The organism is Wolbachia endosymbiont (group B) of Ennomos erosarius, assembly GCF_964026905.1.
Lineage (GTDB): Bacteria > Pseudomonadota > Alphaproteobacteria > Rickettsiales > Anaplasmataceae > Wolbachia.
The window spans coordinates 657700-677449 of the sequence record NZ_OZ034708.1 but is presented as its reverse complement, the minus strand read 5'-3'; the positions used below and the strand labels follow the sequence as shown (position 1 = coordinate 677449).

At 35.4% G+C, this 19750-nt stretch carries 13 protein-coding genes, 3 tRNA genes and 1 pseudogene; 3 read left to right on the top strand and 14 right to left on the bottom strand.

All coding sequences use genetic code 11. From position 1 onward, the window contains the following. Positions 1 to 206 precede the first annotated feature (206 nt). The 12 genes from AAGD95_RS03500 to carA all read right to left on the bottom strand — a co-directional run bounded on the left by AAGD95_RS03500 (position 207) and on the right by carA (position 14584). Positions 207 to 8720, bottom strand: coding sequence for a DNA-directed RNA polymerase subunit beta/beta' (locus AAGD95_RS03500; RefSeq protein ID WP_341818210.1), 8514 nt, complete (start codon positions 8718 to 8720; stop codon positions 207 to 209). Between the two features lie 58 nt (positions 8721 to 8778). Continuing rightward, positions 8779 to 9180: a 50S ribosomal protein L7/L12 gene (rplL, locus tag AAGD95_RS03495; RefSeq protein ID WP_253307301.1), complete on the bottom strand. Its 402-nt coding sequence runs from the start codon at positions 9178 to 9180 to the stop codon at positions 8779 to 8781. A gap of 26 nt (positions 9181 to 9206) precedes the next feature. Beyond that, positions 9207 to 9725, bottom strand: coding sequence for a 50S ribosomal protein L10 (rplJ, locus tag AAGD95_RS03490; protein WP_265034342.1), 519 nt, complete (start codon positions 9723 to 9725; stop codon positions 9207 to 9209). Between the two features lie 12 nt (positions 9726 to 9737). Then, entirely contained in the window at positions 9738 to 10391 is a 654-nt protein-coding gene (gene rplA / locus AAGD95_RS03485) for a 50S ribosomal protein L1 (protein ID WP_341818209.1), read from the bottom strand. 4 nt (positions 10392 to 10395) lie between these two features. Continuing rightward, complete coding sequence (locus tag AAGD95_RS03480) at positions 10396 to 10836, bottom strand: 50S ribosomal protein L11 (protein ID WP_265025462.1); 441 nt, start codon at positions 10834 to 10836, stop codon at positions 10396 to 10398. 2 nt (positions 10837 to 10838) lie between these two features. Continuing rightward, entirely contained in the window at positions 10839 to 11675 is an 837-nt protein-coding gene (nusG, locus tag AAGD95_RS03475; protein WP_341818826.1) for a transcription termination/antitermination protein NusG, read from the bottom strand. Further along, positions 11665 to 11865, bottom strand: coding sequence for a preprotein translocase subunit SecE (gene secE / locus AAGD95_RS03470; RefSeq protein ID WP_250295527.1), 201 nt, complete (start codon positions 11863 to 11865; stop codon positions 11665 to 11667). The genes nusG and secE overlap by 11 nt, the downstream gene beginning before the upstream one ends. Positions 11866 to 11884: 19 nt before the next feature. After that, positions 11885 to 11957, bottom strand: a tRNA-Trp gene (locus AAGD95_RS03465). A 13-nt stretch (positions 11958 to 11970) separates the two neighbouring features. After that, on the bottom strand, positions 11971 to 13143 hold the full coding sequence (gene tuf / locus AAGD95_RS03460; protein WP_341818208.1) for an elongation factor Tu: 1173 nt from the start codon (positions 13141 to 13143) through the stop codon (positions 11971 to 11973). 78 nt (positions 13144 to 13221) lie between these two features. Then, a tRNA-Gly gene (locus AAGD95_RS03455) sits at positions 13222 to 13292 on the bottom strand. 4 nt (positions 13293 to 13296) lie between these two features. Next, positions 13297 to 13378: transfer RNA gene (locus AAGD95_RS03450), tRNA-Tyr, on the bottom strand. 114 nt (positions 13379 to 13492) lie between these two features. Further along, on the bottom strand, positions 13493 to 14584 hold the full coding sequence (gene carA, locus AAGD95_RS03445) for a glutamine-hydrolyzing carbamoyl-phosphate synthase small subunit (RefSeq protein ID WP_265035452.1): 1092 nt from the start codon (positions 14582 to 14584) through the stop codon (positions 13493 to 13495). A gap of 201 nt (positions 14585 to 14785) precedes the next feature. On the opposite strand from carA, the gene AAGD95_RS03440 reads away from it, so the two are divergent. Then, positions 14786 to 15268, top strand: a complete 483-nt coding sequence (locus AAGD95_RS03440; protein ID WP_265035450.1) for a hypothetical protein — start codon at positions 14786 to 14788, stop codon at positions 15266 to 15268. 176 nt (positions 15269 to 15444) lie between these two features. Here the strand turns inward: AAGD95_RS03440 and glpX are convergent, their stop codons facing one another. Beyond that, positions 15445 to 16362: a class II fructose-bisphosphatase gene (glpX, locus tag AAGD95_RS03435; protein WP_341818825.1), complete on the bottom strand. Its 918-nt coding sequence runs from the start codon at positions 16360 to 16362 to the stop codon at positions 15445 to 15447. A 103-nt stretch (positions 16363 to 16465) separates the two neighbouring features. On the opposite strand from glpX, the gene AAGD95_RS03430 reads away from it, so the two are divergent. Together AAGD95_RS03430 and AAGD95_RS03425 are read left to right on the top strand one after the other, a co-directional pair. Further along, complete coding sequence (locus tag AAGD95_RS03430) at positions 16466 to 18208, top strand: ankyrin repeat domain-containing protein (RefSeq protein WP_341818207.1); 1743 nt, start codon at positions 16466 to 16468, stop codon at positions 18206 to 18208. Positions 18209 to 18292: 84 nt separating this feature from the next. Continuing rightward, positions 18293 to 19144, top strand: a complete 852-nt coding sequence (locus AAGD95_RS03425; protein ID WP_410542088.1) for an IS982 family transposase — start codon at positions 18293 to 18295, stop codon at positions 19142 to 19144. 1 nt (position 19145) lies between these two features. On the opposite strand, the pseudogene AAGD95_RS03420 reads toward AAGD95_RS03425, so the two are convergent. Further along, positions 19146 to 19334: pseudogene (locus AAGD95_RS03420) on the bottom strand (IS982 family transposase); the annotation flags it as partial. Positions 19335 to 19750: the final 416 nt, after the last annotated feature.

Genomic DNA, 19750 nt, shown 5'->3' with positions numbered 1-19750 from the left:
AGGGTGTCATCCCAGTGTCTGGGCACTGCCCTTTTGGATGGAAACCAGTGTCAGCTACTTGGATGACAAGAGAATGATGTTATTCCAGACTGGAATGACACCATCTGTTGTAAACTCACTTTTACTTTATTGGTTATCTTGTTATGCTACCTTGTCTACCTTATTTTGTCACTCTCCTGAACTGATACGAAACACACTAGCTGTACTCAATTCGACTGATCATATGCCACTACGCTCTCTTCCTCACCAGAGTGTAAATAACAACCATTATCCATCAACCATTTCTCGTCATAAGTTTCAATATCAAAATATTTTTCATATTCATCTATATTATCACAAAGTGAAAGTGCTCTGATCTTATTCATAATCAAACCTGTACCAGCAGGAATTAATCTTCCTACTATAACATTTTCTTTTAATCCACTTAAAGGATCACTCTTTCCGCAGAATGCTGCTTCTGTAAGTACCTTTGTTGTCTCTTGGAAAGAGGCAGCAGAAATAAAGGAGCTAGTTTCAAGACTTGCCCTAGTAATCCCCTGCAGAATAGGAAGATAATGAGTAGGCCGTTTGCCAGAGTTACTCATAGCATCATTTTCCCTATCAACTTCCAGCTTGTCAATGCTTTCGCCAATCAAGTACATAGTATCACCAGGATCAGTAATTTCCACTTTTTGTAGCATTTGTTTTAAGATCACCTCTAAATGCTTGTTGTCTATACGAACACCCTGCAATCTATAAACTTGCTGTATTTCAGAAATCATATAGTGTGCTAAAGCTTCTAACCCAAGCACACGTAAAATATCATGGAGATCAGGGTCACCATCCATCAATAGATCACCTTTACGTACAAAATCACCTTCATTGACTATTACATGCTTACTTCTTGATACCAAATATTCAACTGGAGAAATTTGTTCATCTACAGGTTTAATTAATATACTGCGTTTTCCTCTACGGTCTTTTTCAGAAAACGCTACATAGCCATCTATCTCACTAACAATAGCATGCTCTTTAGGACGACGTGCTTCAAATAACTCTATAACCCTCGGTAAACCACCAGTAATATCACGAGTTTTAACTGACTCTCTTGGTGTTCTTGTAATAACATCACCTGCATGAACCTTCTGGCCATCTTGTACATTGAGCACTGCCCCGATTGGTATAAAATAACATGCTTCAACGCCACTTGCGAGTGTCATTACTTTACCATTATCGTCAAGCAGGACAATACGAGGACGTAAATTAGCTCCACCAGAATGCAATTTCCAATCTTTTACTACTTTGCTTGATATTCCTGTAGATTCATCCATCACTTCAGTGATCGAAACTCCATCTTTTAAGTCCTGATAAGACACTGTACCAGTCTTCTCCGTGATAATAGGCAATGTATAAGGATCCCATTCCGTAACTTTATCGCCAATTTTTACTGACCCACTCTCATCCACATAAAGTTTAGCACCGTAAGGTACACTATGCTTCAACTTTTCACTACCAAGGCTATCAATCAACACGACTTCACAGGAACGGCTTATCACAATTTTATTTCCGTTTCTATCTATAATTATATTACTATTGTTTAACTTTATTTTAGCATTAATAGAAGCTATAATATTCGAGGATTCAACGCCTCTAGTCATTACTCCACCTATATGGAAAGTACGCATCGTTAACTGAGTACCTGGCTCTCCAACAGATTGAGCAGCTATAACACCAACTGCTTCACCTATTGAAACAATTTTACCAGTTGCAAGGTCTCTTCCATAACATAAAGAACACACACCAGGACTTATTTCACAAGTTAAAGGCGATCTAATTTTTATAGCATCAAGACCTGCAATGCTGATTTGCTTTACTTTATCCTCATCAATTAATCCCCCTGCTTTTACTAATAATTCTTTTGTCACTGGGTTATATATATCATCTGCAGCTGTTCTACCCAGCACAACACTCTCTAGAGATGCAACTATAGTACTTCCTTCAACTTTAGCTCTCACAACAAGACCATTTTTTGTTTTACAGTCATGCTTTGTAACTATGCAATTTTGAGACACATCAACTAAACGACGAGTTAAGTATCCAGAGTTTGCAGTTTTAAGCGCAGTGTCAGCTAAACCTTTACGTGCACCGTGAGTAGAATTAAAATATTCAAATACGTTCAATCCTTCACGGAAATTAGAAATTATAGGTGTTTCTATAATCTCACCAGAAGGTTTGGTCATGAGCCCTCGCATTCCTGCTAGCTGTTTCATCTGTGAAGTAGAACCCCTTGCACCAGAGTTAACCATCATATACACTGAGTTGTACTTACTATTTTCATCATATATAGATATTGCTTTTAACATATCATTAGCTATCATATCCGTACACTTAGACCATTCATCTATAACCTTGTTATACCTCTCACTTCTAGTTATTAGCCCATCTTGATATTGCATAGAGAATTTCTTAATTTCACCCCTCGCGTGATCAACATGTGTAGCTTTAGTTTCAGGTATAACCATATCACAACGACCAAAAGAAACACCAGAAAATGTGGCATACTCAAAGCCAAGTACCATTAATTTATCAGAAAATGCCACTGTAGCACTTTGACCACAGTTACGATATACCAAATCAACTATACTAGTTATTTCCTTGACTGTTAATATCTGATTTATTAGATCGAAGCCTAGATTCTCATGCTTAGGAAAAATTTGCCATAATATTAAACGGCCAGGAGTTGTACAAACAGTTTTATAGTGAATTTCACCGCTGCTATTAATATACTCCATCCTATACTTTATACTAGAATGAATATGCAAAGTACCATCACTCAAAGAATGCTCAACTTCACAAAAAGCACCAAAAGATGGTATATTATCTTCCTTAGGTTCTTGTAAAGTCAGATAATATATACCAAGTACTATATCTTTACTAGGAACTATAATCGGTCTGCCATTAGAAGGACTTAAAACGTTATTAGTAGACATCATCAACACCCTAGCTTCAAGCTGAGCTTCCAATGAAATTGGCACATGCACTGCCATTTGATCACCATCAAAATCAGCATTAAACGCCGTACAGACAAGCGGATGAAGCTGTATTGCTTTGCCTTCAATAAGGATTGGCTCAAAAGCCTGAATACCAAGTCTATGTAGCGTAGGCGCTCTATTCAACAAAACAGGATGCTCTTTTATTACCTCTTCAAGCATATCCCAAACTTCTGGTTTTTCTGCTCTTATCAACTTACTAGCAAACTTAATAGTTGGAGCCATACCATACATCTTAAGCTTTGAGTAAACAAAAGGTTTGAATAGTTCAAGAGCCATTCTTTTTGGTAATCCACACTGATTTAGTTTCAAAGTTGGACCAACAACTATTACAGAACGTCCAGAGTAGTCTACCCTTTTTCCTAAGAGGTTCTGGCGAAAACGACCCTGTTTTCCTTTTAACATATCACTAATGGACTTTTTATATCCAACAGCACCAGCTTTATTTACCAAAGTACTACGACGACTATTATCAAAAAGAGAATCAACTGCTTCTTGTAACATTCTTTTTTCATTACGAATCATAATCTCAGGAGGATTTAAGCTCAACAATTTCCTCAACCTGTTATTTCTATTAATAATAGTCCTATAATGATGATTCAGATCAGAAACTGCAGGACGACCACTTTCAAGCGATACCAAAGGACGCAAATCAGGTGGTAAAATAGGTATAGTTGTAAGTATCATCCACTCAGGCCTATTTCCAGATTTAATGAAGTTTTCAACAATACGCAATCTCTTTATAATTTTCTTTCTTCTTATCTCAGAAGCAACAGACTCTAATTCTAGTCTTAAATCCTTCCTAATTTCATGTAAATCAAGGCGCGTTAGCAACTCTCTTATAGCTTCAACACCTTGCATAGCTACAAAACTATCGATCCCATAGCTATCTTTAACTTCATTATAAGCTTTTTCACTAATAATCTCACCTTTTTCAAAAGGCGAAACAAGAGGATCTATCACGATATAATTATCGCTATGTAAAATATTCTCAATATCTCTGAGAGACATATCCAATAATGCTCCAATTCTTGAAGGAAGCGATTTCAAAAACCATATATGAGCAACAGGAGATGCAAGCTCTATATGACCCATCCTTTCTCTTCTTACTTTAGAAGATGTAACTTCTACTCCGCATTTTTCGCATATGCGACCCCTGTGTCTTCTTTTTTTGTATTTTCCACATAAACACTCATCGTCATTGACAGGGCCAAAAACCTTAGGGCAAAATAATCCACCTTTCTCAACTTTGAACGTACGATAATTTGCAGTTGAAACATCTTCTATCTCACCACAAGATATACGCTTAATACTTTCAGGGCTAGCAATCGATATGCTAACCTCATTAAAAGGTTGTGCAATGTTAGTGTGAGATATATCTTCAATCACTACATCATTTTGCTTTAAATCTACATTTAAACATAAAGAACGTAGTTCTTTTATCATCACATTAAAGGATTCAGGAATTCCACATTCAAAATTACTGTCACCTTTTATTATCGACTCGTAAATCTTAACTCTACCATTAATATCATCAGACTTCACAGTTAACATTTCCTGCAAAGTATAAGCAGCACCATAGGCTTGTAATGCCCAACATTCCATTTCACCAAAACGCTGACCACCAAAATGAGATTTTCCTCCTAGAGGTTGTTGAGTAACCAAACTATAAGGCCCTACTGAACGCGCATGAATTTTACCATCAACTAAGTGGTGCAACTTAAGCATGTACATGTAACCAACTGTAACCTTGCGGTCGAATTTTTCACCACTGCAACCGTCATATAATACAGCTTGTCCAGAGTTATCCAAACCAGCAAGTTCAAATAATTTTGCTATTTGTTCATCTTTTGGACCCTCAAATACAGGTGCAGCAACAGGAACGCCATCACGTAATTTACGTGCAAATTCAATGAGATTATTATCACTAATATTACGAATATCATTACAGATAGATACGTTACTACCATAGCTATAAACCTCAATCAGGAAATTACGTAAATTGCTGTATGAACTTTTACAAGAGTTCAAATAGTTCTCTACTAACGCATTCAACTCGTCATTTAGTGCATTCTTATTAGGTGTATTTAAAACAGAAGCCATTATTTCATCATCATCAATATTTTCAATTTTTTTATTGTCAAGGTATGCTACTGCAAATTGTGTAAAATTATCATCGTTAAGGGACCTAATTCCCTTGCAAAAAGCACTTTTGATTTTATTGATCTCATCGAGAATATTACTTACCCTTTCCCCTAATTTTCTACAAGCCCAACCTACATGCGTTTCCAGTATTTGCCCTACATTCATTCGTGAAGGAACACCAAGAGGGTTAAGAATAATATCAACAGGAGTACCATCTTCCAAATAAGGCATATCTTCCACTGGCACAACTCGAGAAATCACACCTTTATTCCCATGTCTACCAGCCATTTTATCCCCTGTTTGCAGACTATGTTTCACAGCAATGAAAACTTTTACTGACATCGACACACCTTGAGGCAGGTCATAACCTTCATGTAATTTTTCTACTTTTCGCTTAAACTGTGCTATTGCATGTGATACTTTTTCATCAAAATCTTTTTTTAAGCTCTTAACTTGCTCATAAATGGATTGGTTTTTTAATCCCATACCCCACCATTGCTCACGTTCAATAGAGTCAAATTTTTCTTGATCTTGAGAACCAGAATTAATAAGAAGTTTCTTCAGTTCATCATAGAAATATTCACTAGTAACATTGATTATATAATCTCGCTCTTCCTCAAAGTCATTTACCTCTTTTTGTTTGATGAGTAATGCCCTTTCATTTTCTTCAACCCCCCTGCGTGTAAAGACTTGTACATCAATTACTGTCCCTTCAACATCTGGAGATGTATATAAAGAGGAATCCGCACAATCGAATGACTTTTCACCAAAAATTGTCATTAATAACTTCGTTTCAGGAGGCAATGAAAGAGAAGGTTTAGGTGTAACTTTACCTACCAGAATATAGCCTGGACCAACTCTTGTACCAATTTTCACTATACCACTATCATCCAAGTGATATAGATTTTCTTCATTAACACCAGGTATAGCACGAGTTATTTTTTCTGATCCTAAAGGGATATCATGTACAACACAGTCAAATTCTTCTATATGAATAGAAGTAAAGAGATCTTTTTTAACAACTTCACTAGAAATAATAATAGAGTCTTCAAAGTTATAACCTTGCCAAGACATAAAAGCGACTAGCAAATTTTTACCAAGAGCCAACTCACCACTGTTAATTGCAGGACCATCAGCTATTACATCACCCTTTTTAACATAATCACCTACGCACACTAGCGGTCTTTGATTAATACAAGTATTATGGTTAGAACGCTGAAATTTCCTTAGATGATAAATATCTACATCCAAGTAGTTAACCCTTTCTTTATCAAAAGCACGTATAACTATAGAGTTACTATCAGAACTATCAACTATGCCATCGCATTTTGCTAAAACTACAGCACCAGAGCCAGAAGCTACAAAAGACTCCATACCAGTAGCAACCAGAGGAGCGGTAGGCTTCAATAAAGGTACGGCCTGACGTTGCATATTTGAGCCCATTAATGCTCTATTAGCATCATCATTTTCTAAAAATGGAATCAAGGAAGCTGCAACTGATATTACCTGCTTAGGAGATACGTCAATGTAACTCACCTGATCACTACTTACCATAATGAAACTACCAGCATATCTACAGTATAGCATGTCATCAACAAAGCAATTATTTTCATCGAGCTTTACGCTGGTATCAGCTATATAATATAAACCTTCATCTATAGCAGACAGATACTCAATTTGATCAGTAACAACCCTATTAACTACTTTTCTATAAGGACTTTCAATGAAACCATATTTATTAATACGCGCGTATATAGCTAAGCTGTTGATTAACCCTATATTTTGCCCTTCAGGAGTCTCAATAGGGCAAATTCTTCCATAATGAGTTGGATGAACATCACGCACTTCAAATCCTGCCCGTTCTCTTGTTAAACCGCCAGGACCTAACGCGGACAACCTTCTTTTATGTGTTATTTCAGATAACGGATTAGTCTGATCCATAAATTGAGATAATTGAGAAGAATTGAAGAAATCTCTTAAGACATTAGTTAACACTTTTGGATTAATAAAATCAGATGGAGAAACTTTATCTAAACTAGAAGTGGACATAGAATCAACTATTGCGCGTTCCAATTTCAACAACCCAGTTCTAAATTGATTTTCTATAAACTCTCCAACTGATCTTACTCTTCTGTTTCCTAAATGATCAATATCATCTACAGATCCTTGACCGTCACGTAACAATACTATTTTTTTTACAATTTCAATAATATCTTCATATGTTAAAACAGTTAAATCCTCATCATAATTTAATCCAAGGTAAGAGTTAAGCTTCAACCTACCAATGTTAGACAAATCATAATATTCCGGACTGAAGAAAAGATTACGGAAAAACTCCTCTACTATCTCTAAAACAGGAACTTCACCAGGACGCAAAACTCTATATATTTCATATAGCGCATCCTGATAAGACATGTTTTCGTCTAAGAAAAGCGTATTTAATATATAAGGTCCAACAGATACATTATCTATGTTCAATACTGATATTTCATCCACAGACAATAACTCAAGCTTCTTTATGTCTTCCAGCTTTATAGATTCACCAGCAGATAAAATTTTCGTAGAGCTAGCACTATCCATTAAATCTTCTGCGAGGAATAAACCACATATAGAATTAAAAGGAACCAGATACTCTTTTAATTCATTATCATATAGCTTTTTAGCTAGTCTTGAGGTAATACGAACGTTAGCTTTAAGCAGCACATTACCTTCAATATCCATTAAGTCGAAAGGCAGCCTCACTCCTTTAAATTTATCAGGAACAAAAGGCACTTTCCAACCATCTTTATGTTTTACATACTTTATTTTCTGATAAAATCTATCGAGTATATCATTATTTGATAGACCCAACGCCTTTAATAAAACTGAGATTGGCAATTTTCTTTTTCTATCAACACGAAAATACAAATGGTCTTTAACATCAAATTCAATATCAAGCCAAGAACCCCTATAAGGAATAATTCTAGCAGAATAGATCAATTTACCAGAATTGTAAGTTTTTCCCTTATCGCTATCAAAAAATACACCAGGAGACCTATGCATTTGTGAGACGATAACTTTTTCCACACCATTAATGATGAAAGTGCCCTTATCAGTCATCATAGGCAACCCACAAAAGTGGACTTTCTGCTCTTCTATAGATTTTACAACGGTTGCAAGTTTAGAATGATCTCCACTCTCTTTAATCGATTTATATTCATCAAGAGAAATACCATCCTGCATAACAACAAGACGTATAGAAGCAATAACCTGAGCAGAAAAAGTTACACCACGCTTTATACACTCAGATTCGTCATACTTAGGATCATCTACCCTACAACTTATAAACTCAATAGTAGCCCTACGCAAAGGATCATTTATTGGAAAGATTGTATGAAAGATAACTTCAAGTCTTTCATTACCCTTATTCTTAGGAGCAAATGAATCATACGATTCTTTTTGAACCTTAACCAAATCCAATAAAGAATCTTTTAAATCAATCGACCTAGAATAAGAAACTCTAGGAACAAAAGCACCAGAAGCGTACATATAAGAAGAATCAACCATTAAAATACCCCAAATTAATTAAAAGAGCTATATCAATATAAAATTAATACATTAAATATTATTCAAGCTCCACTTTAGTTGCTCCTGCTTCAATAAGTTTTTGCTTGATTTTTTCTGCTTCGTCTTTAGGAACATTAGCAGTCAAATCTTTAGGTAAAGATTCAACCAACTCTTTTGCTTCTTTTAAACCCAATGTAGAATTAACTTCTCTCACAGCTTTAATAACTCCTATTTTTTTACTCGCATCAATTTCTTTAATCACAACTTTATACTCAGCTTTTTCTTGAGCAGCAGGAGCAGCAGCATTATCACTAATAGGCGCCCCAGCACCAACAGCTCCACCAAGAAAAGAACCAGCAGGCAACCCTATTTTCTCTTCTAGAACTTTTACAAGTTCAGAAGCCTCTAATAGGTTTAAAGATAATATTTTATCAACCAAATCACTTGTTACATTACTCATAATTATCACCTTACTTAACAACAAATTTATTTTTTAGAACTATAATAATCCAAAACTCTCATAAGCCTCATAGAAGATGAATTAATAGACAACGCCAACCGAGCAGGAATATCATAAGATATTAAACGCATAATTTTAACACGCAATTCATCCAGAGAAGGCAACTTAGCCAGTTTATTAACATCTTCCACTGTTAACAATTCATTTAAATGAGCTGCGCAAATCACAGACATTTTTTCTTTGTTAGCATTAGTAAAATCAACTATTAATTTTGCAGCTTCTACTATGCCACTAGAGTATATAATAGCAACAGGACCAGAAAATTTGCCCGATAAATAAGAAAATTTACCAGTCCTTTCTAAAGCCAAGCGAGCTAGAGTATTTTTAACTACTAATACCCCACCTGCTATAGACTTCAGGCTATTTCTCAGAGTTAACGAATCATTAGCATTTATAGATTTAAAATTTACTAATATTAAGAAATCATTATTTACAAATACGTTTATTGTGCTCTGTATAAATTCATCCTTATTTTTACGCTTCACGGTATCACTCCCTTAAATTACATCTTCCACTTTGCTTATCTTATAAGCTTTACCCATAGTTGAATTTAAAAAAACACCCTTAAAGTAAATTCCTTTCACAGAAATAGGTTTATTATCTTTAATTACTTTAAGAAAGGCTTTTAAATTTTCTAGCAAGCCATCAATATCAAATTTAATATTTCCTAATTTACCATGAATAACACCATTTTTATCTGTTCTAAATTTCACCTGACCAGACTTAATGGTTTTAATAGCTTCTGCAATGTTAGAAGTCACAGTACCAAATTTAGGGTTAGGCATCAGCCCTTTAGCACCCAATACTTTTGCAATAGGAGTGATTTTTGCCATAAAATCAGGAGTAGTAATGCACCAATCAACATCTAATTTTCTACCTTTTTTTATTTCTTCAACTAAATCCTCTCCTCCTGCAATATCAGCACCAGCTTTTTCAGCTTCTAATAAATGTTTATCTTGAGCGAAAACAGCTACTTTAATATTTTTCCCGATACCTTTAGGCAAAACTACTGTACCACACACCTGCTCTTCAGATTTACGTGAATCTACGCCTAAATTGACTGCAATATCAACTGATTCATTAAATTTTGCTGAAGCAGACTCAACAATCTTCTTCAAACACTGCCTAGGATTATCATTATATGTATTCATTTACCTAACCTTCCACAACTTCTATACCCATAGATTTTGCAGTGCCTACAACCATTTTCACTGCTGAATCTTCATTATCCACCTTCATATCAACCATCTTGCACTTTGCCACTTTAATTATAGCAGACATAGGTAATTTAGCCACTAATTCTTTACCAGGATTACCAGAACTTTTACTTAATTTAGCCTCCTGCTTAAGTAAATAAGCCACAGGCGGACCGCTGACAGTAAAATCATGAGAGCGATCATCCTTTATGGAAATTCGCACTGTTACTAAATCGCCTACTTTATAATTAGCGTTAGCAGTGCTAGTAACTTTATTAAAAGCTTCACAAAACTTAGGAACAGGTATACCACGTGGACCAAGTACTGAAGCAATTTTCGGCCCTGGAACTGCTTTCCCAGCTTCCATAAGTAAGTTAATCTTAGCAACTACAACACTCATAATTAATCCTCTATTTTCTCTACTTGAGCCAGATCAAGCTCTATTATTGTCGGCTTACCTAAAATCGATACTTCCACATTAATAATTTTTTTCTCATTGTTTACCATATTTACCTTACCAGTAAAATTTTGAAAAAGACCATCATTAATTTTCACTTTTTCACCTTTTTCATAACCATAACCTAACTTCTTTGTCTCTTGAGCATCATAAAGTGCATTACACATTGAGTGAATCTCATCATCCAAAATCACCTTTGGAATATTACCATTTTTCAAAAATCCATAAACCTTAAGAGATTTTGGTATATTATTGATAAAATTCAATACTTCATCGCATAAATTCACGTATAAAAAGACATAACCAGGAAAGCATTTCCTTCGTGTAGCAATTTTCTTAGATTTCAACTCTACTTCACTTAGCTCTTCATATGGAATAAAAACTTCCTTAAAGTAATCATTAACACCCAATCTCATAGAATTTTCCAATATATGTTTGCGCACTTTCTCTTCACAATTGGAAGCAACTCTCAAGATATACCATTTATATCTATTAAATTCTTTACACTTTAAACTTATTTCATCATCTGAAATCATCTCAAAATCACCAGATTCGCCACTGCAGAATCCAGGCGTTTGATTCAAAATATTTTTGCTTTCATCACATAGATGCATATATACATACACTTCACATAACTCTTTTATATCAGACTTTGAATTACATACCGTTTGATAAGGAATAAACACTTCCTTAAAATAAACAGCATCACTTACCAATTCGCGTATATTTTGCTCATATCCATAATCAACTTTAATGATATACCATTTATATTCACATTCCATAAATAATTCCAAATAAAGCCTTAATTACGTAAAGAGACATAAAATCCACAAAACAGAAGAAAATCGAAAAGCATAATATAACAATCATTACAACAAATAGAGATGACAACACCTCCTGTTTCTTTACCCAAGCAATTCTTCGTATTTCTTGCTTTATATCACAGAAAAAAACACACAAACTTTTTAACATTTTCACCACAACATTAATGCAGGAGCGATAGGAATTGAACCTACAACCTCTGGTTTTGGAGACCAGCGCTCTACCAATTGAGCTACACTCCTATAACTCAAACTCTCACTCCAAAATTTCAGAAACAACACCAGAACCAACAGTTCTACCGCCTTCTCTTATCGCAAAACGCAATCCCTTATCCATTGCTATCGGTACTTGCAATTCTACTTCTACACTCACATTATCTCCTGGCATTACCATCTCCTTCCCATCTAGCAATTTTATGCTCCCAGTTACATCCGTTGTCCTTAAATAAAACTGTGGCTGGTAATTCGCAAAAAATGGTGTATGCCTTCCTCCTTCCTCTTTCTTTAATATATAAACCTCCGCCTTAAACTTTCTATGCGGCGTTATCGTCCCCGGTTTTGCTAATACTTGCCCTCTCTCCACTTCTTCTCTTTTTGTTCCTCTTAACAATATTCCTACATTGAGTCCTGCACTTCCCTTATCCAGCAACTTCTTAAACATTTCTACACCTGTGCATATCGTCTTTTGCGTCTCCTTCAGACCTATTATCTCTATCTCTTCTCCCGTCTTTATCTCTCCCTTCTCTATTCTTCCTGTTACCACCGTCCCTCGCCCCAATATCGAAAATACATCTTCGATTGGCAATAAAAATGGTAAATCCACAGGCCTTGGTGGAACCGCCACATATTCATCTAACTTTTCCATCAATTTGTCTATTGATTTCTTTCCATATTCGCCGCTGTCATCCTCCAGCGCCTTGAGTGCTGACCCAACTACCACAGGCACTTCATCCCCTGGAAATCCGTATTTACTCAGCAATTCCCTCACTTCCATTTCTACTAAATCTATCATATCAGCATCAGCAACATCAGCTTTATTTATATACACCACGATATATCCAACACCCACCTGCTTCGCCAGCAATATATGCTCTCTCGTTTGTGGCATTGGCCCATCAACTCCCGACACTACCAATATCGCTGCATCCATCTGTGCTGCACCTACTATCATATTCTTTACATAGTCAGCGTGTCCAGGACAATCAACGTGTGCATAATGCCTTTTTTCCGTCTGATACTCAACATGCGCTGTTGCTATCGTTATCCCCCTCTTCCTTTCTTCTGGCGCTTTATCTATCTGATCGTACGCTACAAAATTTCCATAATGCTTTGTTATCGCCGCTGTTAACGTTGTCTTCCCATGATCCACATGTCCTATTGTTCCCACATTTACATGTGGCTTTCCAAATGCTTCCACTACTGCTGTCATAATTTAAACTTTTCTACCTAAAATACAAATACATCAATAAATAATATGTTGATTTTATAAAAATACAATAAAAAAAAGAGCGGATAGTGGGAATCGAACCCACGTCACTAGCTTGGAAGGCTAGAGCTCTACCATTGAGCTATACCCGCACAATGGAGGAGGTAGGATTCGAACCTACGTACGCAATGCGGACAGATTTACAGTCTGTTACCTTTAACCACTCGGTCACTCCTCCACAAAAATTTGTTAAGAGAACGCTATTTTAGTACCTTAACTCAAGCTTTTATTGTATTTAATACTAAACGCCTAAAATTAAAAAATCAAGCAATAAAACCTACCCTGATTAAAATCATGCAGATTTCATTTTATACAACACAATATTGTCAATAAAACGTCTAAACAAATAATGCGAATCATGCGTACCTGGCGCTTCTTCTGGATGATATTGCACAGAAAAGACTAGGTAATCCTTCATCATTATTCCCTCTACACTATTATCAAATAGAGAAATGTGAGTAATTTTAACATTACTTGGAAGAGAAGCTGAATCAACAACGAAACCATGATTTTGGCTAGTGATCTCAACTTTTCCACTACTTACATCATAAACTGGATGGTTACTCCCTCGGTGACCAATATCCATCTTGATGGTCTTTGCCCCCAAAGTAATCGCAAGTAATTGATGGCCCATGCATATGCCAAAAATTGGTATTTTAGATTTTATAATAATGTCTATTTCTGAAACTACACTTTCTCCTATTTCTTGCGGATCACCAGGACCATTTGAAAGCACTATACCATCTGGATTCATACTCAACACTTTTTGAGCAAAACCTGTGCTTGGTCTGATTAATTCAACTGTACAACCAAGTTCTATTAAGCGTGAAACTATACTGATTTTTACGCCAAAATCAACGATTACAACCCTATATTTTGCATTAAGGTCACTTTTAAAATTACTATGCAAGCTAACTTTATTGGTTATTTCCATCCCATTTACAGGTTTGTATTTCTTCAATTCATCCAACACATACGTCTCGCTTGACGGGCATATCATTCCATTTTGAGATCCATGTTCTCTCAAATGTCTCGTTAAAGCTCTAGTATCAACTCCTGATATCCCAATCACGTTATTTTTCTCTAACCAATCATTTAAACTGATATATGAAGAAGGGTGGGACATAGAAGAAAGTTCACGCATAACCACACCACTTGCAAAAATTTTCTTTCCTTCATTATCTTTATGGTTTATTCCAATGTTACCAATATGAGGAAAAGTGAACGTTATAATTTGATCAGCAAAAGAAGGATCAGTTATAGTATGCTGATAACCGGTCATACCAGTGGTAAAACAGACCTCACCTATGCACTTGCCTTTTTTACCTACTGATTTTCCCCAAAAGCACTTGCCATCTTGTAAAATTAAAACTGCGTCCTGCACTTCATTATCTATTTAACTGATTCAAAACAGTATACAAGAATTTTAAATAATACGTAACTCTTTCTAAAATTCCAAATTTAACCACGAGGCGGCGAAGAACAATATGAAAAAAATTTTTAACGCGCCCTTTCATAAAATATGTTGACTATCTCCGTATTTTATATTAGGTATACTCCGGCAGTTATGAAATGGAGGTTTATTATGTCAAATGAAATCCAACCTAAAAATAAGTTACTAATTGTAGGAGCTGGCTTACTATTCTTTGCAATGGTGTTCCCATCATTTTTTCTCTTAGCAAAAATAGCCATAGGATTAGCTATGATCGCAATTGCAACAATCGTGGTAAAAATTTTCTCAAAAACAATATCAAACGTTCTTGAAAAAGAAAAAGTAGATCAGAATCAGGCAGCACAACAAACAACACAAAGTAAAATTATAAACCTAGCTATTGGATTAACATTTATATTTGCAGGAGGATTATCAATGCTCATTATAGCAAAAACTGGCTTAATTGCAGCATGTGCAGCTATAACTGCTTTAGCTCTACACGAATATGTTAAAAATGAAGAAATAGGAAAAAAGATAAATGATAAATTCGATAAGGTAGCTGACGATACAATCAATTTTATTGTTAGCAGTGTTGAAAAACTTATTCCAACAAAGCCGCCAGGCATAACAGCCTAAACTGTCTCCGTTCAGCAGAGTGGTTTAAGAAACAATAGATAAGAGGTTTTGAAAAGGGTTCAGCCTTCTTTTTATGTCCATCTTGAGGAACTTCTTGTACAATTAGTTTCTCTTGAGAAAATGAATCTAACATTTTAACACTCCCTTTAACTCTTACATAATATATTGAAAAATAATTAACCTAACTTTTGTATAACTTGCACCTTTATCAGCTTGTTAGGTAGAATTATTAAAGAACTAGTTGAACAGAAGTTATCAACTCCATCCACAAGTTCTCCGTTTGTTACTCCAGTTGCAATGAACACTGATTCACCTCTTGCCATATCTTTTATGGTGTAGATTTTTTCTGGATCGTGAATGTTCAAATCTTTTGCTCTTTCTCTTAACTGATCCGTGTCAAATATTAACCTTCCCTCCATCTGTCCGCCGATTGAGCTTAGCGCTGCAGCCGCAAGCACCCCTTCTGGTGCTCCTCCTATACCGATATACATATCGTGATTGCCATTTACTAGTGAAACTACGGCCGCAACATCACCATCATCTATTAGTTTAACTTTTGCTCCTAACTTCCTGATTTTCAATATTAATTCATCATGCCTTTCACGTTTAAGTACAGTTACCACGAGATCATTTACTTTGCATTTTTTTGCCTTGGCTAAATTGTCTAGATTCTTTTCAATGCTATTTTTTAGTGAGACTACACCCTCTGGAAGATTTTTTCCTACTGCTATCTTTTCCATATAAACATCAGGTGCATGTAAAAAATTACCTTTTTTCGTTGCAGCAAGAACGGACATTGCCCCCTGTTTGTAGTGAGCGCAAATTGTGGTACCCTCAAGTGGGTCAACAGCAATGTCGATTTCAGGACCATTTCCAGTGCCAACCTTCTCGCCAATATATAGCATCGGCGCTTCATCTCTCTCACCTTCACCAATTACGATAGTACCATTTATTTCCATTGAATTTAACACTGTTCGCATTGCATCAACTGCAACCTGATCAGCCTTTTTTTCATCCCCAAAGCCTGCTAGTTTATATGCAGCAAGCGCCGCAGCTTCGGTCACTTTCACTAACTTATAGGCTAAATCTTCCATCATTTGCTTTAAGAACTATATTCAATATATATCATGCTGCTTGAAACTGCAATATGTCTTGACTGGTTGTGGGAAAGTTGCTATAATAAATTAGATAGTAATAGTGGTAAAATTTGACATGACTTATGAAGAGATAAAAGAAATTGTAACTAACAATCCTGATATAACTGCTGAGGAGTTTTACTGGACATTGATACAGGGAGGAAAAACAGATATAGAAATTTTTGATTTATTTGCGGATGCTATCCGTTCAGGAGGGTCCGATATTTCAAACGATCGTGATACATTTCTAAAAACTATTGAATTGCTTGCGAATTCAGGCATTAAAATCAATGATATTAAAGATACTGCTTCCAATACTCTGTTGGATATAGCTGCAATGAATAAACAAGCTGACGTTGTAAGGATACTTTTGAATAGTGGCAAGTTTAATAAAGAAGAAAAATTGCATGCTTTGAATTCTGCTATTGTTCAAGGCAATGTCCAAGAATTTAAACTATTTTTAGATTACGTAGATCATGCAAGCATACAAGAGCATTTAAATGCAGCTCCTTGCAATGAGAACACTGACATTATGAAGGTGCTTTTAGATAATAAGAGATTTACTGAAGGAGAAAAGGTTGATGCTCTGAGTAATGCTTCCATAGATGGTGATCTACCAAAGGTTAGGTTGCTTTTAAAGCATATGACAGGTATACCAGCAAATGGTATAAGGAGTCTTTTAGAAATGATTAAAGAAAGTAAATCATCACTTGAGATAGATTCTGAATTTAAAGTGGACTTCAACAATTCTGATCACTGTAAATACCTCTCGAATTATGTAATAATTGCAATACTTAGATCAGCAATAAACAAGAAACAAAACACACTTAATGTGGAAGAGAATGGAGCGGGACTCAGTGGCAGTAATATAACCACGCTAAATGATGGTGACATTAGGAATCTGTGTCTTGATATAGATAGGGTTACAAAACAGGATAGCACAGTTACTAGTTTTGAAGATTTGCAAAAAAGGTTAAAAAGGAAGGGAATTAATCTTCAGAGCAAATGTGAAAAAAATGCTGTACTAGAATATGCAATTAAAGATCAAAATTTGAACGTTATAAAATTTCTCTTACAAAATGAAGTGACTATCATCAATGCAATCAGTCAAGAAGGAAGGTATTACGTTAGCAAAATTGAAGAAGACAAATCTATATTATGCTCTGTTGTTTCTTATACTGATAACAGTAATGCTGAGATTCTAGGCACGCTACTGCGAAATATTAATGCAGAGCAATCAAAGTTAAATCCTGAAGATGAATTGTACATATTATACCAACAATCAAAAGATGATGCATTCTGCACTGCTGTTGCAGAAAGTAATTCTGTAGCAGCAACAGTGCTAATACAGAACGATCAAGAAAGAATTGCACCACGCGCATCAGCAGTAAGCAAGAATGGGATACCTATAGCAACAGTGCATCCTATATTAACAAAAGAAACAAATACCAATCAAACTGTTACACCAAATAGTGGTAACGGTCAGCATCATAATAACGAAGGTGAAACGCCTGTAGTAACAGCACCTACTATATTAACAAAAGAAACAAATACCAATCAAACTGTTACACCAAATAGTGGTAACGGTCAGCATCATAATAACAAAAATAAAACGCCTGTATCAACAAGGACTGACCGAACTGCCACACCAAATAATGATAACAAAGCTAACAGCTTCATAGATGCTCAATTTTCTCCACCAAATACACAAGAAACTAAATATAAAGAAAGCAAGGAAAATTTTTATACCTCATTAACAAAAGATGTTGTTGGAGTTGTTGTTACAACGCGAATTCTGGATTAAAGGAGAATAGAAAAGGCAAGAAAACAGGGTAAACTCAGCAGTTATAAAAAAACAGATGAGGTTAACCATGGAAGATATAACAAACTGTTTTGTTTGGTCGATGATTTTTGCAGAGATATAGAGAAAAATTTTGCAGGTAAACTACTGCCAAATGGTAAAAAACCCACAAGAACAACGGAAATTGAGCACTCCGAAATCATGACAATAATCCTGCTATATCAACAATCTCCGTGTAAAAATTTCAAAACTTTCTATCTACATTACCTAACGTTGCTCTACAAATCAGAGTTTCCAAAGTTGCCTTCATATACCAGGTTTGTTGCTCTAAAGCCTAGGGTTTTGTGGCATTTAGCAATGTTGTTGCATTGGCTTTGTGGACAGTCAGAAAACACTGGAATTTCATATATAGACACAACTCCCATTGCAGTTTGTCATGCAAAAAGAATATCCAAAAACAAAGTTTTTGCTGGAATTGCAAAATTAAGCAAGAGTACTTACGGCTGGTTTTTTGGTTTCAAATTACATATGGTAATCAATGAAAATGGTGAAATTCATTCACTTACGCTAACAAAAGGCAATGTTGATGATAGGATACCTGTGCCAAATCTGACGGAAAAATTAACCGGCCTTTTGTTTGGTGACAAAGGTTATATTGCAAAAGAGCTTTTTCAGAAGCTGTTTGACCGAGGTTTGAAACTTGTTACCAAGGTGAAAAAAGGTATGAAAAATGCATTGATTTCGCTAAATGAGAAGATTTTACTGAGAAAAAGGTCTATCATTGAGACTGTTTTTGGTTACCTAAAAAATAGACTAGAAATTGAACACACTCGCCATAGATCCCCTGTTAATTTTTTGGTTCATATCTTTTCTACTCTCATTTCCTATTCCATCAAATCCAAAAAGCCTTCTATTTCCTATACTTTCTTCCTTCCTTAATCCAGAATTCGCGTTTTAGAGCAACAAACCTGGTATATGAAGGCAACTTTGGAAACTCTGATTTGTAGAGCAACGTTAGGTAATGTAGATAGAAAGTTTTGAAATTTTTACACGGAGATTGTTGATATAGCAGGATTATTGTCATGATTTCGGAGTGCTCAATTTCCGTTGTTCTTGTGGGTTTTTTACCATATGGTTAACCTCATCTGTTTTTTTATAACTGCTGAGTTTACCCTGTTTTCTTGCCTTTTCTATTCTCCTTTAATCCAGAATTCGCGTTTATAACAAGAACGGTCAGTGAATACCTAAATTTGAGTAAAAGAAATTTCACTACCACTCACTAATCCGGCTAAAATTCAAGAATTTCAATGCTTTAGCTATTTTCAATAGAATTAAGTTTATTAATATAAATAATAAATTACTATTCTTAAATTTGATCAGATTGATTGCAAAAAAACAAGATTTTCAATAGGTTGCTTATAATCCTAACTATAGTTAGCCTTTCATAAGTAGCGATGCAACAAATCCCACTGGGATCTATAGCTAGCACAGCCCTACGTCATACCGCCGCGGATAGATTCCGCTAACAAGTAGCGGAATGACGAG